This is a genomic window from Bradyrhizobium sp. AUGA SZCCT0176 (assembly GCF_018130145.1).
Lineage (GTDB): Bacteria > Pseudomonadota > Alphaproteobacteria > Rhizobiales > Xanthobacteraceae > Bradyrhizobium.
Window position 1 is genome coordinate 38,591 of sequence record NZ_JAFCMB010000013.1, and the last position, 13,841, is coordinate 52,431.

14 protein-coding genes are annotated in these 13,841 nt (G+C 62.9%); 7 read left to right on the plus strand and 7 right to left on the minus strand.

All coding sequences use genetic code 11. From position 1 onward, the window contains the following. Positions 1-90: 90 nt before the first annotated feature. The 3 genes from JQ600_RS25590 to JQ600_RS25600 all read right to left on the minus strand — a co-directional run bounded on the left by JQ600_RS25590 (position 91) and on the right by JQ600_RS25600 (position 2,607). The gene (locus JQ600_RS25590; RefSeq protein WP_212266717.1) at positions 91-708 is read right to left on the minus strand and encodes a hypothetical protein; all 618 of its coding nucleotides are present in this window, start codon (positions 706-708) and stop codon (positions 91-93) included. Positions 709-826: 118 nt separating this feature from the next. Then, positions 827-1,516 (minus strand): class I SAM-dependent methyltransferase, encoded by a 690-nt coding sequence (locus JQ600_RS25595; protein WP_212389791.1) that lies wholly within the window; start codon positions 1,514-1,516, stop codon positions 827-829. 35 nt (positions 1,517-1,551) lie between these two features. Further along, complete coding sequence (locus JQ600_RS25600) at positions 1,552-2,607, minus strand: glycosyltransferase family 1 protein (protein ID WP_212389792.1); 1,056 nt, start codon at positions 2,605-2,607, stop codon at positions 1,552-1,554. 135 nt (positions 2,608-2,742) lie between these two features. On the opposite strand from JQ600_RS25600, the gene JQ600_RS25605 reads away from it, so the two are divergent. From JQ600_RS25605 to JQ600_RS25625, 5 genes are all read left to right on the plus strand, one after another. Beyond that, positions 2,743-4,143, plus strand: coding sequence for a TAXI family TRAP transporter solute-binding subunit (locus tag JQ600_RS25605; protein ID WP_212490145.1), 1,401 nt, complete (start codon positions 2,743-2,745; stop codon positions 4,141-4,143). A 276-nt stretch (positions 4,144-4,419) separates the two neighbouring features. Continuing rightward, positions 4,420-5,103 carry a L,D-transpeptidase gene (locus JQ600_RS25610; protein WP_212389793.1) on the plus strand — a complete coding sequence of 228 codons (684 nt, stop codon included), beginning with the start codon at positions 4,420-4,422 and terminating at the stop codon, positions 5,101-5,103. Positions 5,104-5,349: 246 nt separating this feature from the next. After that, positions 5,350-6,327, plus strand: coding sequence for a tripartite tricarboxylate transporter substrate binding protein (locus JQ600_RS25615; RefSeq protein ID WP_212389794.1), 978 nt, complete (start codon positions 5,350-5,352; stop codon positions 6,325-6,327). A 336-nt stretch (positions 6,328-6,663) separates the two neighbouring features. After that, entirely contained in the window at positions 6,664-7,029 is a 366-nt protein-coding gene (locus JQ600_RS25620; RefSeq protein WP_249132819.1) for a GYD domain-containing protein, read from the plus strand. Positions 7,030-7,609: 580 nt separating this feature from the next. Next, entirely contained in the window at positions 7,610-9,178 is a 1,569-nt protein-coding gene (locus JQ600_RS25625) for a DUF4403 family protein (RefSeq protein ID WP_212266728.1), read from the plus strand. A gap of 119 nt (positions 9,179-9,297) precedes the next feature. Here the strand turns inward: JQ600_RS25625 and JQ600_RS25630 are convergent, their stop codons facing one another. The 4 genes from JQ600_RS25630 to JQ600_RS25645 form a co-directional block, all read right to left on the minus strand. Then, positions 9,298-9,510: a dodecin family protein gene (locus tag JQ600_RS25630; protein WP_212266730.1), complete on the minus strand. Its 213-nt coding sequence runs from the start codon at positions 9,508-9,510 to the stop codon at positions 9,298-9,300. A 192-nt stretch (positions 9,511-9,702) separates the two neighbouring features. Then, positions 9,703-10,260 (minus strand): PRC-barrel domain-containing protein, encoded by a 558-nt coding sequence (locus tag JQ600_RS25635; protein ID WP_212266732.1) that lies wholly within the window; start codon positions 10,258-10,260, stop codon positions 9,703-9,705. Between the two features lie 139 nt (positions 10,261-10,399). Next, positions 10,400-10,777, minus strand: coding sequence for a PRC-barrel domain-containing protein (locus tag JQ600_RS25640; RefSeq protein ID WP_212266734.1), 378 nt, complete (start codon positions 10,775-10,777; stop codon positions 10,400-10,402). Between the two features lie 132 nt (positions 10,778-10,909). Beyond that, complete coding sequence (locus JQ600_RS25645) at positions 10,910-11,500, minus strand: hypothetical protein (protein WP_212490146.1); 591 nt, start codon at positions 11,498-11,500, stop codon at positions 10,910-10,912. 183 nt (positions 11,501-11,683) lie between these two features. Here JQ600_RS25645 and JQ600_RS25650 point away from each other — a divergent pair, with 183 nt between their 5' ends. Further along, positions 11,684-12,436: a response regulator gene (locus tag JQ600_RS25650; protein WP_212389797.1), complete on the plus strand. Its 753-nt coding sequence runs from the start codon at positions 11,684-11,686 to the stop codon at positions 12,434-12,436. Between the two features lie 2 nt (positions 12,437-12,438). Continuing rightward, positions 12,439-13,767, plus strand: a complete 1,329-nt coding sequence (locus JQ600_RS25655) for an ATP-binding protein (protein WP_212389798.1) — start codon at positions 12,439-12,441, stop codon at positions 13,765-13,767. Positions 13,768-13,841: the final 74 nt, after the last annotated feature.

Below are 13,841 nucleotides of genomic sequence, written 5' to 3' on the forward strand. Positions count from 1 at the left end.
CATCCACGTCTTCCTTTGTCTGTCGCCAAGACGTGGATGCCCGGCACGAGGCCGGGCATGACGCGCATTTGATAGATTCAAGATCAACGATCAGGCGTGCTTGACGTGCTTCTCGAGGCCGGGGTCGATCAGTTCACCCTTCATCAGGGCGATCGGCGCCTTGTAGTAGAGCTTGAGATCGCTGAACGGGTCGGTCACGATCTTGGTCATCCAGACGAGGCCGGTCTCGACGTCGCGGATGAAGAACAGGTGGATGGTGCGGAACAGAAGCCCGCCGATACCGATCGCCAGCCAGATCTTGGCGACCTGACGCATGAAGTCCGCCGTCGTCTCCCACGGCGCGAACATGCCGAACAGGGTCGGATCGACATACAGCACCAGCGGCGACAGTGCCCAGATCACCATCAGCACGACCTTGCGCTGAAGATTGTAGCCGACCTTGATATCTTCCTTGTGCTCGTGGGTGGCGTGGTTGACGTGGTCATAGCCCTTCGGCTCGAAGAAGAAGTGACCGGCCTGGCGCGACGTCATCGAGACCAGCCAGCCGACCAGCGCCGATACCATCGGATCGATGAACAGCATGACATAGGCGAACAGGAAGCTCATGGCGCTGACGAAGTGCAGCGACTGGTTGATGCGGCTGTGGTGATAATAGCGATGGTCGTCCCAGCGCTGGGTTCGCAGTTCCTGCATGAAGTTCTTGATCATGATCTCCCCCAAAATTCTTTCGGGTTAAGGATTAACGGGATTCGATGTCCGGCGTATGACATCATCTAAATGTCATATGAAGTTTCGCGGCGCCGCAGCTGCCACCGCGATGACGCGGTTACGCTGCCTTCGCGACGTCGACTTTTCGGAAACGCACCAGCGAGAAGTGACCGAGCGGCGGCACCAGGCGGCGCTCCGCCAGCTCCATGCCGGGCGCTCCGGCCAACCACTGCGCGTAGCGCGACCAGGCGAACTCGGCGGTGCGGAAGCCGAGCGGGCGAACCACCGGCTGCAGGCGCTGCTCGATGAAGCGGCGCACGCCGGCGTCCGCACTGACGCGGGTCAGGATGATGAGTTCACCGCCGGGCCGCAGCACGCGGGCGAATTCGTCGAGCGCCGCTTCCGGGTTCGGCACGGCCGTGACGACGTACTGCGCCATCACGACGTCGAAGGAGTTGTCGGGGAATTCGAGCTTCTCGGCGTCCATGACAGCCAGGCCCTCGACGTTCTTCAGCTTGAGCTCGTCGACGCGCTTCTTGGCTTTCTGCAGCATCGCTTCCGAAATGTCGGTGCCGAAGATGCGTAAGTGGGCTGCGTATTGCGGCAGCGAGATGCCGGTGCCGACACCGACCTCGAGCACCCGGCCGCCGATCTTGTTGGTCGCCTGAATGGCCGCCTTGCGGCCCTTGCTGAACACGCCGCCGAACACGAGGTCGTATACCGGCGCCCAGCGGTCGTAGGCCTGCTCGACCGTCTCGCGGTCGAAGTCCAACGCCCTGGTGCCGTCAAGCTTGATGATGTCTGCCATGGTCTGCCTTCTCGTCTCTCTTCAAGTAGATTGAACTAACCCTGTACGGCGCTGGTGCCGGGGATGCGGCGCGCCGGCAGCGTGGCGCGGCTGGGCTGCAGCGCGGCCAGATTGCCGATGAATTGACGGGCGCTGTTTTCCCAGGAACGCCCGAGCGCAAAGTTCCGGCAGGCCTCGCGCGACATCGTCAGCGCGCGCAGACAGGCGCTGCGCAGATCCCCGTCCAGCGCGCCGATCGGATGATCGGCGATGACGTCCAAGGGCCCGGTGACCGGAAACGCCGCAACCGGCGTGCCGCAGGCGAGCGCTTCCAGCTGCACCACGCCGAACGTGTCGGTGAGGCTCGGAAACACAAAGACATCGGCGGCAGCGAGATGGGACCTGAGATCCTCGCCCTTCTTCTCGCCGAGGAAGACGGCGTGTGGATATTTCTGCGCCAGTAGCGCCCGCTGCGGCCCGTCGCCGACCACGACTTTCGTTCCCGGCAGATCGAGCGCGAGAAACGCCTCGAGATTCTTTTCAACCGCAACGCGGCCCATGGTCATGAAGATCGGCCGCGGCAGGTCGATCGTGGCCGGGCTTTCAGGCGAGAACAAATCGGTGTCGACGCCGCGCGTCCAGAAACCAAGCTTGCGAAAACCGCGCTCGCTCAGCTCCTGCCGCAATGAGGCGGTCGCGACCATAGTGGTCGACGCCGCCGCATGAAAATGCCGCAGCAAAGCGTAGCCGACGCTGGCCGGGATCATGGTGCGGACCGCGACATATTCCGGGAAGCGCGTGGTGTAGGACGTGGTGAACGCGAGCTTGTGGCGGCGGCAATAGCCGCGCACCGCCCAGCCGATCGGACCTTCGGTCGCGATATGTATAGCGTCGGGCGCCGCCGCCTCGATCCGGCGCGCGATCTCGCGGCGGTTCGGCAGCGCGATGCGCAAGCCGGGATAAGTCGGGACGCCGACGGATGGAAATCCGTCGGGGGTCAGGAAGCTGATCTCGGCGTCAAGCTTGGACGCGCTGCGCGCCAGCGAGGTTAACGTCCGGACCACTCCATTCACCTGCGGATGCCAGGCGTCGGTTGCTATCAATACCCGCATGTCGGGACCCCGGGGTTATCCATGATTCTCACTTCCCGACGTTGGTTCATGGATATTTCAAGCGTATGACGTCATCGATCTGTAAGGATGTTTTTCCCGTCGCCCCGGCGCTTTTTCGTGTAACGTGACAGTACGATGTCAAACCCGAACGCAAATTCCGCTCCATCCCGCCCGCGTCGGAAGCGAAAGAACTATGCGCTGCTGGTCCTCGCCGCCGGAATTTTCGTTTTCGGCGCCGCCGCCGCCACGCTTTATTATCTGTTGCAGCCGACCACCTTGCGGATCGCGGTTGGCCCTCCCGGAAGCGACGATCAGAAACTGATCCAGCTGATGGCGCAGACCTTCGCGCGCGATCACAGCTCGGTTCGGCTGTCGCTCGTTTCGACCCCGGGCGCGGCCGAGAGCATCGCGCTGTTCAATACCGGCAAGGCCGACCTTGCGGTGGCGCGCGGCGATCTGAACCTGCCGACCAACGCCGAGTCGGTCGCCATCCTGCGCAAGAACGTCGTCGTGCTGTGGGCGCCGTCAGGCCTCGCGCCGAAGGGTTCGAAGAAAACGCCGGTGGCCAAGATCAAGAGCCTCGACGAACTCGCCGGACATCGCGTCGGCGTCGTCGGACGAACGGAGGCCAACGTCAAGCTGCTGCGCACGATCCTGACCGAGGCCGGAATCAAGGTCGACAAGGTGACGATCACCCAGTTCGGCGTCAATCAGCTCGCCGAGATGGCGCGCGACCAGGCCGTCGACGCGTTCATGACGGTCGGCCCACTCAACAGCAAGATCACCGTCGACGCGATCAACGCCACCGTAGCGGTCCGGGGCGAACCGAAATTTCTCCCGATCGAGGTGTCGGAGACGATTGCGAAGAAGCACCCGGTCTATGAAGCCGAGGAAATTCCCGGCAGCATCTTCGCTTCATCGCCGGCGCGCCCCGAAGACAAGATCGATACCGTCAGCGTCAACCATTTGATCATCGCGCCGAAGACGCTGTCCGACACCGCGGTCGGCGCGCTCGCCCGCCAGATCTTTACCCACCGCCAGCAGCTCGCGCGCGAATTGCCGAGCGCCGCGCAAATCGAGAAGCCCGACACCGACAAGGACGCCGCCTTGCCGGCGCATCAGGGCGCCGCCGCCTATATCGACGGCAACGAGCGCACGTTCCTCGAAAGAAATACCGACTTTCTCTGGTTCGCGATCATGGTGTTCTCGGGCATCGGCTCGGCATGGGCATGGCTGCAGCATTACTGGAAGCGGGAAGAGCGCGAGCAATATTCCGAGCATCGCGACAATCTGCTCGACCTGATTTCGAAGGCGCGCATGGCTGAAACGCCCGAAGAATTGTCCGAGATGCAGGGCACGGCGGATGCGCTGTTGCGCGAGGCGCTCGACTGTCACGAGGACGGTGCGATCGAGGACGGGGATTTGGCCGCGATCGGTCTGGCGCTCGAACAATTCCACCATGCGGTGGCGGACCGCCGCGCCATGATCGGCACGGCCGAACCCGACATGCAGCGGCTGCGGGCGCTGCAGAGCTAAAGCGTTTTCCGGAGAACTTCGGTTCTGATCCAATCAGAACCGAGGTTCTAAGGAACGGCGGCTTTTTCTCTATTTTTTTAATGCTTTGCGCACGAACGGCGCCCCGCTGCCGTCCCCCAAGACCCTGCGACGAAGCCGTCCTGAAACAATTCCCTAACGCGACGAAACCATTTTGGCGGCATTGTGCAAATGTCCTGAAACGGTTGGCCTGTACTGGTTTGCCTCAACGACGCGCTGGAACTGGCGCGACAGGGCGCAAACTGAAGGGGACGACCGATGTTCAGCTCATTCAAATTGAATACCCGCCTCGCCGCCGCCGCTTTCGGCGCAATCGCGATTGGCGCTACCGTATTTTCCGCACCCGCCGCCGCAGCCCCGCTGCCGCTGTTTCCCTTCTTCATGGCGCCCCCGGTCGAAGCCGCTCCGCCGCCGGTGGCGGTTGCTCCCTCGCAGGACGAAGAGCGCTTCGAGCTGCCCGCCCGCCTGCGCCGCCAGGTCGTGAACTACAACACCCGCGAAGCTCCGGGCACCATCATCATCGACACCCCCAACACCTATCTTTATCTGGTGATGGGCAACGGCCAGGCGATGCGCTACGGCATCGGCATCGGCCGCGACGGCTTCACCTGGTCCGGCACCCAGACGATCACCAAGAAGGCGGAATGGCCGGCATGGACGCCGCCCCCGGAAATGATCGCCCGCCAGCCCTACCTGCCGCGCCACATGACCGGTGGCCCGGGTAACCCGCTCGGCGCGCGCGCGATGTATCTCGGCGGCACCATCTATCGCATCCACGGCACCAATGCTCCGGAGACGATCGGCACCCGCGTTTCCTCCGGTTGCCTGCGCCTCACCAATGAAGACGTCAGCGACCTCTATTCGCGGGTCAGCGTCGGCACCAAGGTGATCGTGCTGCCAATGACGGATCGCCGCGCCGACCTCGGCCGCACCATCCGCTAAGACCCAATCTTCGAAATCCAAAAATGGCTCCGGCGTTCGCCGGGGCCGTTTTTGCGTTGCGGAGTTCGCTACCGCCAGTCCGATCCTCCAAAAACATCTTCGCGCACGGCCGAAGTGCGATATGTTCCTTGAGAATTCGGCAATAAAAAGCAACGACGCCGTCGGCTGGCAGCACCAGGAATGGCCGGCTGTGTTCAGCGGTCAAAAAAGGCGGAATGACGCCGCCGTCGATTGTAGGGAGGATTCATGAAGCTTCAGCGCCGTCGATTTTTGAATCTGGCAGCGGGTGCTGCCGCGTTCCCGGCCGCTTCGCGGATGGCGCGGGCGCAGACCTATCCGACGCGGCCGGTTCGGATCATCGCCGGGTTCGCTGCCGGCGGCATCGTTGACATCCTGGCGCGCATCATTGGCCAGGCCTTGTCGGAGCGCCTCGGGCAACAATTCATCGTCGAGAACCGTCTGGGCGCCGGCAGCAACATCGCCACCGAAGCCGTGGTTCGCGCGTCTCCCGATGGCCATACGCTGCTCCTGATCAGCGTCGGGAACGCAATCAGTCCGGCGCTTTACGACAATCTCAGTTTCAATTTCATCCGCGACATCTCGCCGGTCGCGGCCATCATGCGTGTGCCGAACGTCATGGAGGTGACCCCTTCATTGCCGGTTAAGACCGTTCCCGAGCTTATTGCCTATGCCAAGGCCAATCCCGGCAGCATCAGCTACGGGTCGGCCGGCATCGGAACCTCCGTCCATGTCTGCGCCGAGTTGTTCAAGCAAATGACCGGTGTCGACATGGTTCATGTGCCGTATCGCGGCATGCCAGGTGTGCTGACCGACCTGCTGAGTGGCCGAATACAGGTCGCCTTCGATAACGTCTCCAACTCGATCGAACATATCAGGGCTGGCCGACTGCGGGCGTTGGCGGTCACAACCGCAACACGCTGGCATGGCTTGCCTGATATCCCGACGGTAGGCGATAGCGTGCCGGGCTTTGAGGCGAGTGCGTTTTTCGGCGTTGGCGCCCCGAAGGAAACGCCGGCCGAAATTGTTGCCCTGCTCAACAAGGAAATCAACGCGATCCTCGCCAGCCCTGTGGCAAGGGCGCGGCTTACCGATCTCGGCGGCACGATGCTGTCAGGCTCGTCTGCCGACTTCGGCACGTTCATCGCCGATGAAACCGAGAAGTGGGGCAAGGTGATCAGCACGGCAAACATCAAGGCGGAATGACTCAGTCGGCACTTCGCCGGCGATTCCATAAGCCCGATATGGCCGCGGCGCGTTTGGCGATTTTCAACGCGCGCTTCTTCCTGCGCCGGACCGACCCCTTCGACGCGAGCAGGGCTCTTCGGCTTCGATTTAGGATTGAGCCGAACGGTCTCGGCCCAAGCGCTCTTCCGCATGACGCGCGTTTGATGTAGGCTAATCGACAGCCGCAAGCGGGCAGTGCCGAAGGCCCGTTGGAGTGCTAGCGGTATTTTGCCCACGGCGGGCTTGCAATGTTCATCTCACGTTTTGGGGGGCCGATCCGTTTTCAATGGAGTCGGCAGGGAGGCGTGCGCCTCGTTGATCAAACACACCCAACAGGAGAACATCATGCATTTTTGTATGACAGCACAATACACGCCTCAGGCTCTCAACAAAATCATGGAAAATCCCAAGACCAATCGCCATGAAGCGGCGAAAAAGCTGATCGAAGCAGCTGGTGGCAAATTACTCTCGATGTATAGCACCGCTGCCGATGGTCCCGGCGTTCTGGTAATCTTCGATGTACCTGACCCCAATGCAGCACCGGCCATTTCAGGCACGGTGGTGGCATCCGGTGCCATCCACAATGTACACCTGACTCGTTTGTGGACGCAGGATGAAATCATGCTGGTTCGCCAAAAGGCGGTCCAGCTTCGTGCCTCATACACGCCGCCCGGCGGCTAGTCCCCAGGGTGGATTGAGCCCAACGGGCGCGCGCAAAGCGCGGCCCGTTGGGCGCCACTCGTAACTCCATCCTGCGCCGACGACGAACGATCGTCGTCCGAGATCGATGTGCGGAGATTTTGATGAGGATGATCGCGCGGAGGCTTCGCGTTGCCTTGGCGAGGCCGGACGCCAGCGAGCCGTCGCCCAATCCAGCCTCACGGACAGGATCAACCTCAGCGTTGCTGAGGCCTTCGTCAACGTCGGCTCGCTGACTTCATTGAATCTACACATCCGTCGCTGCCCACGCAATTTGCATGTGGGCGCTTTTTTCTCGGCGCCTCGATTTCTTCGGCTAGGCAATCCGCCAACCCTCGCCCGGTCCGATCAAGCAATCGCAATTATTAGTGAGCGCCGCAAATCGCATGGCGTCTGCCGCCATCGTGCCGTTAATCCGCCATCTCGCCAAGCCTTGTTGCCTTGTCCGCACGCCGCTACGGCGTGCCCGGTGTTAACGGATTAACGTGATGAGTTCCGGCCCACTCTGGCGCCCCCCTCGCCGCCCCTGTAAGAGAAGTAATTCAATCGGTCCGGGGGGACGATGCGTCTGCCGATGCATTCCAAAACGATCCTGATCGGGGTCGCGGTAATCGCGGTCTCGTTTCTGATCAGCCTGAAAGCTATGGATTGGCTGGCGCCGAGCGGCACGGTTAAGCCGCCGGTGCTTGTCGAATTGCCGCCGCTCGCTCCCGCCCCGCGCAGCTCCACCGTGATGGCGCCGATCGCGGTGGCGCTGACGGCGATCCGCGACGCCGCCGATCGCGGTTCGCCGCGCGCCTTCAACGGCAAGGCGGAAAATCCCATCTCGCAGATCCTGCAGAACGCCGATATCGGCTGGACCGCCTCGCGCGGCCCGATCGCCGCGACCGGCGGGCAGGACCTGCTGACGCTGACGACGCCGCTGACCGGGACGCTTAACGTCACCGGTTCGCTGTCGGCAAAGGCAACGGGGGCGGTTGGCGACGCGCTCGGCGGCCTGCTCGGCGGCAACGTCGCCAAACAGATCGGCAGCGTGAACATCAAGAACCTCAACGCGTCAGCCGAGATCAAGGGCAATGTCGTCATCACCGCGCGGCCGAAGATCGCCGCCGCCTGGCGCATCGAGCCCAATCTCGCCGCGCAGGTGAATCTGGGCGACACCAGCGTTACAATGGCCGGTGCCCGCATCAACGTGCCGGCCCAGGTCAAGCCGCTGATCGACAAGACGGTCGCCGATCAGATCAACCTGGTGCAGGCGCGGATGCGTAACGATCCCGCGTTTGAAAACAACGCGAAGGTGCAATGGGCCAAGGCCTGTCGCTCGATCCCGCTGCAGGGCACCGGCACCAGCTCTTCTCTGCCGGCGCTGTGGCTGGAGCTGCGGCCGACAAGGGCGATCGCGGCCCAACCGCGCGTCGACGCGCAGGCGCTGATACTGACGCTAGGCATCGAGGCGGAGACCCGCATTACCCCGGTCGAGACCAAGCCCAGTTGCCCGTTCCCCGCCACCATCTCGATCGTGCCGCCGACGCCGGGCCGGGTTGCCATCGGCGTCCCCGTCGACATGCCCTTCACCGACATCAACAAGATCGTCGAGGCGCAGTTCGCCGGAAAGACCTTTCCCGAGGACGGTTCGGGTTCAGTCGACGTCACCGTGAAGCGCGCCACGGTGGCGGCATCCGGCAATCGCCTGCTGATTTCGCTGTTGGTGAACGCCAAGGAGAAGAAGAGTTTCTTCGGCTTCGGCGGCGAGGCCAATGTTCATATCTGGGGCAAGCCGGTGCTCGATCAGACACAGCAGACCCTGCGGTTGACCGATGTCGAACTCGCGGTCGAGTCGGAAGCGGCGTTCGGCCTGCTCGGCGCCGCGGCGCGCGCGGCGATGCCACATCTGCAGAAGGCGCTGGCGGACAAGGCCACCGTCGACCTCAAGCCGTTCGCCAGCAATGCGCAGAAAAAGATCGCCGCCGTGATCGCGGACTTCCAGAAGAACGAGGACGGCATTCGCGTCGCCGCCGAGATCACCAAGCTGAGATTGGCCGACATCGCCTTCGATTCGAAAACGCTGCGCGTGATCGCGGAAGCCGAAGGCGCCATCAATGTGTTTGTGACCACGCTGCCGGGATTGTAGCGCCGTCCTTGCTGACAGATCGTAGGGTGGGCAAGGCGTCCTTACGCCGTGCCCACCAGATCTTTGCCGAGAAGAAAATGGTGGGCACGACGCTTGCGCGTCTTTGCCCACCCTACATTCTAGCCTTCGAATTTGAACGAGACTTTCACCTTGGCGCGGTAGGCTTCGACCTTGCCCTTGGCGTCCAGTTGCAGATCGAGTTGCACGATTTCGGCGACGCGAAGATCGCGCAAGGACTTTCCGGCCCTCGCGACGGCCGCGGTCGCGGCCTTTTCCCAGGAGTCCTTGCTGGTACCGATCAGCTCAATCACCTTGTAGACGCTCTCAGCCATGTCGTCCTCCCGTTGATGTTACAGGCAGGACTTATGGTGCTCCTGCCGCGCCTCAGCCTAACATCGGGATTTCAGACCTGATAGGATGCGGTGCAGCAATTGCACGCAGAGCGAGCTTCAGCAAAACAAAAGGCCGGGCGGCAATGATGCCGACCGGCCTTTCCAGATCAGTCGTAACTTAAGGTCGCGAGCCTAGTTGGTCGTATATTTGAACTCGCTCATCGCCTTCAGCTCATCCTTGGTCGCGCTGAGTACGGCGTGATCCGGATACCAGGGATTCGGCTTTGCCGCAGGCGCCGTGGCCGCACCCGTGGTCGTGGTCGATCCCGGCCGTGCGCCGCCGCTGGCGGGCGTATTTGCGGCGCCGGTATAGGCGACGGGCTCCATCACGAACTTGACCTTGTCGAGCGGCACCGCAACCAGATGCTCGCCTACGCCGAGGAAGCCGCCAACGCCGATCACGACGGCCTTGATGTCACCGCTCTTGTCGGTGAGCAGGTCGTTGATCGAGCCAAGGCTTTCATTCTTGTCGTTGTACACGCTCAGGCCGACCATCTTCGAGGCGCGCCAGGTGCCCTGGAACGACGAAGACATGTCCGACGCTGTCGCAGGCGCTGGCGCCTTGCTCATTTCAGCGGCGGGCGCAGGTGCCTTGCTGGTTTCAGCGGGAGCCGTCGGTGATTGCGCGAACGCGACAGTCGCAAGCAACGCAGAACCGGCCAGGCCGGCGATGGTATATTTGGCTAACATATCGGTTCTCCTCAGTTTCGAAATCGTGCTGAGAAAACCCGTGACATGAACAAGTGTTCCAATGGAACATGCGACAAGAGTTCTCTTTGGACGCGCTTTCTTCACCGCGAACCCGGTACCCACTTCGCTCGAAAGCGCGCTAGAAGCCGCTCCAGTATGGCGGCATGCCGTAGTAGCGATGCAGTTCCGCTTCCTGCGCGCGATCGCCCCAATCGAAATCCTTGTCGGCGCGGAATGACGGCGCGCGCTTCAATTCTTCATCGTCGATGTCGAGTTCGTAAGCTTCGAATTTGGTGTTGTAGCTGAGCCGGCCCCAGGGCAACGGAAGCAGGTTGGTGCCCATGCCCAGGAACCCGCCGAAACTCAACACGGCGTAAGATACTTTGCCGGAGATCTTGTCGATCATCAGCCGTTCGATATGCCCGATCATGTCGCCGTTCGGTCGTCGCACCGCGGTGCCTTCGACACGATCGCTCGCGATCAACTGATGCGGCTTGGTCATGACGTCGATTGCCATCGGACCCTCCACACATAAAATCAATGATCTAACGCTCCAGCCGGTGGCCGGTTCCCGCACCGCAAAATGAGACAGCCACCCTTCCCTTTCAGCAAGGAAGGATGGCTGCGACGTATCGCTGCGTTGGCTAGATCAGCTTTGGTAGTCGATCAGCAGCGCCGAGAACGAGGCACTGGTGCTCGATGTGCTCGAGCTGCCGGTCGCGCTGTAGCTCGTGGATGACGACGCCGACAGTGATTCCTGCAGCGTCTGCAAAAACTGCTTGAGGATGTCGTCGAGCGAAGTGGTGCTCGAAGAAGTGTCGTCACTCGAGGACGCGCCGTCAGCGGGCGGCGGACCGCCGGGAGGCGGACCACCGGCGCCGCCGGGACCACCCGGTCCGCCCGGACCACCAGCCCCGCCGGGGCCATTGGCGAACGCGGCCTTGAAGACGCCCTGCAATTCGGTGGCCTGCTCGCTGGTCAGCTTGCCGCTGGAAACCTGGCTGCTGATCAGATCGTCGATCTTCGACTTCATCTCCTCGGGCGAGGGCCGAACGCCGCTGGCCTGGTCGCTGGCCCGGCTGGACTGCATCGCCGAGTCGATATCGGTCAGCGCCGCCGACAGCGCATCCTTGTCCGACGAGCTGATGACGCCGGAATTGACTTCCGACAGCAACTCGTTCTGCAACTTCTGAAGGGGCGACTGGTAGGACTGGGCCGAGGCCGCCGAAATCGAGGTCATGATGGCTCCAAAGTTTCGTAGCAAGCGGTGGTAAGAGACGTCACGACCGTAGGGTTAACGGTCTTAACGAGGTCTTTGCAGCCGCTCCCTGACCTGTTGCCCCGTATTGCCCGACTCCATCTGGAAACATTGGGAAACAAAAATCCTTCGCCCGCACCCCCGAATCACCGACAAAAGGTCGACATGGCCCAGGCACAACCCAACATCCTCGTAGTCGAGGACGACCGCGAGACGCGCACGCTGATCGCGAAATATCTGCGCAACAATTCCTGCAACGTCACCACGGCGAGCGACGGCCGGGAGATGGCCCGCGCCATGACCGACCATCGCGTCGACCTCTTGATCCTCGACGTCATGCTGCCGGGCGAGGATGGTCTCAGCCTGTGCCGCAAGGTGCGCGCGACGTCGCAGACCCCGATCATCATGCTCACCGCGCGCGGCGAGGACGTCGACCGCATCCTCGGCCTGGAGATGGGCGCCGACGATTATCTGCCCAAGCCGTTCAACCCGCGCGAATTGCTGGCGCGGATCAACGCGGTGCTGCGCCGGCAGGCGGCCGCGCAAACCGCCAGCGCGGTCGAAGGCGCGAGCGTGCTGACATTTCTGGGTTGGCGGATCGACTGCCGGCTGCGCGAGCTGCGCAATCCCGAGGGCGCGCGCGTCGCCATGACCAGCGCCGAATTCGACCTGCTGCGGACCTTCTGCGAGCGGCCCGGCCGCGTGCTGTCGCGCGACAGCCTGCTCGACCTCACCCAGGGCCGCAACGCCGGCTCGTTCGAGCGCTCTATCGACGTGCTGGTCAGCCGCATCCGCCGCAAGATCGAACCGGATCCGCTGGAAGCCACCATGATCAAGACGGTGCGCTCGGGGGGCTACATGTTCACGCCGAGAGTTGAAGCGACAGGAGTCGAGGCGGTGACCGCCGGCGGCAGGTGATCATGAAGCTTTTGGGCTTTCTGAATCTTCGCGGCATCAGCGGCCAGATCGCGGCCCTCGTCATCGTCTCGATCGCAGCGCTGCATCTGATCATCACGACGGGTTTCTGGCTGCACCGGCCCGACCAGCCGGATCCCTCGTTCGACCGCGGGCACGGCCAGCTCGCCAGCGCCGTCCAACTGCTCGGCGCGGCGCCTGCCTCCGAACGGCCGCGGCTGTCAGGCGACATCGCGCGCGCCTTTCCGCAACTCGGGATCCAGATCCTGCCGCCGGGCTTGACGCCGGAGGCGCGCGAACCCGAGGGCAATCTGCGCGGCCTGCAGCGGCGGCTCGGCCGCGATTTTCGCATCTTCCCGCTGCCGCCGGACGGAGACGTCCGCAAGATCGGCGTGGCCTTGCCGGACGGCGCGATGGTTTCGGCGAATGTGATGCCGGACCAGCACCGGCCACCACCCTTCCTGGGCGGACCGTGGATGATGACGCTGCTGTTTGCGGTCATCAGCGTCACCCTGCTCGGCCTTTGGGCGGCTCGCGCGCTGACCGCGCCATTGTCGTCGTTCGCAAAGGCCGCCGAAAGCTTCAGCCTCAATGGCGCGGCGGCGCCGCTGCCCGAGCGCGGACCGGAGGAAATCCGCTCGGTGGCACGGGCGCTGAACCGGATGCGCGCGCGCATCACCGGCCTGATCGACGACCGCACCAAAATGCTCGCCGCCATCAGCCACGATCTGCGCACGCCGATCACAAGAATGCGGCTTCGTTCCGAATTCATCGAGGACGAAACCCATCGCAGCCGCATGCTTGACGATCTCGACCAGATGCGCGCGATGCTGGAATCGGTGCTGTCGTTCCTGCGCAACGACCGCAGGCTTGAATCGATGACGCTGGCCGACGTCGCCAGCACGCTGCAACTGATCACCGATCAGTTCGGCGACATGGGACGCAAGGTCGCTTACGACGGCCCCGCGCATGCGATGGCGACGGTGCGGCCCGACGATCTGCACCGCAGCGTTACAAACCTCGTGGAAAATGCCGTGCGGTTCGGCGCCGAGGCCGTCATCCGTCTTCGCGTATCGGGCGATCAGATCACGATCGACGTCGAAGACGACGGCCCCGGTATTTCGGATGCGCAGAAGCAGAACATGCTGGAGCCGTTCGTGCGCGGCGACGACGCCCGCAACATGGATGAAGCCGCGGGCTTCGGCCTCGGCCTTTCCATCGCCAACGCCATCGTGCTCGCCCATGGCGGCACGCTGTCACTGCACGACCGGCAGCCGCGTGGGCTGGTCGTGCGCATCCAGCTGCCGGTTCATCAGCAGAGCGTTGCGGCTTAGTTTCTGGCGGATGAGCTTGGTCACCTCGCCCCGCTTGCGGGGAGAGGTCGGATTGCGAAGCAATCCGGGTGAGG

Excerpts from the sequence above, each read along its gene's own strand:
- JQ600_RS25590 (WP_212266717.1), bottom strand. The coding sequence starts at position 708 with ATGATCAAGAACTTCATGCAGGAACTGCGAACCCAGCGCTGGGACGAC.
- JQ600_RS25595 (WP_212389791.1), bottom strand. The coding sequence starts at position 1,516 with ATGGCAGACATCATCAAGCTTGACGGCACCAGGGCGTTGGACTTCGAC.
- JQ600_RS25600 (WP_212389792.1), bottom strand. The coding sequence starts at position 2,607 with ATGCGGGTATTGATAGCAACCGACGCCTGGCATCCGCAGGTGAATGGA.
- JQ600_RS25605 (WP_212490145.1), top strand. The coding sequence starts at position 2,743 with ATGTCAAACCCGAACGCAAATTCCGCTCCATCCCGCCCGCGTCGGAAG.
- JQ600_RS25610 (WP_212389793.1), top strand. The coding sequence starts at position 4,420 with ATGTTCAGCTCATTCAAATTGAATACCCGCCTCGCCGCCGCCGCTTTC.
- JQ600_RS25615 (WP_212389794.1), top strand. The coding sequence starts at position 5,350 with ATGAAGCTTCAGCGCCGTCGATTTTTGAATCTGGCAGCGGGTGCTGCC.
- JQ600_RS25625 (WP_212266728.1), top strand. The coding sequence starts at position 7,610 with ATGCGTCTGCCGATGCATTCCAAAACGATCCTGATCGGGGTCGCGGTA.
- JQ600_RS25630 (WP_212266730.1), bottom strand. The coding sequence starts at position 9,510 with ATGGCTGAGAGCGTCTACAAGGTGATTGAGCTGATCGGTACCAGCAAG.
- JQ600_RS25635 (WP_212266732.1), bottom strand. The coding sequence starts at position 10,260 with ATGTTAGCCAAATATACCATCGCCGGCCTGGCCGGTTCTGCGTTGCTT.
- JQ600_RS25640 (WP_212266734.1), bottom strand. The coding sequence starts at position 10,777 with ATGGCAATCGACGTCATGACCAAGCCGCATCAGTTGATCGCGAGCGAT.
- JQ600_RS25645 (WP_212490146.1), bottom strand. The coding sequence starts at position 11,500 with ATGACCTCGATTTCGGCGGCCTCGGCCCAGTCCTACCAGTCGCCCCTT.
- JQ600_RS25650 (WP_212389797.1), top strand. The coding sequence starts at position 11,684 with ATGGCCCAGGCACAACCCAACATCCTCGTAGTCGAGGACGACCGCGAG.
- JQ600_RS25655 (WP_212389798.1), top strand. The coding sequence starts at position 12,439 with ATGAAGCTTTTGGGCTTTCTGAATCTTCGCGGCATCAGCGGCCAGATC.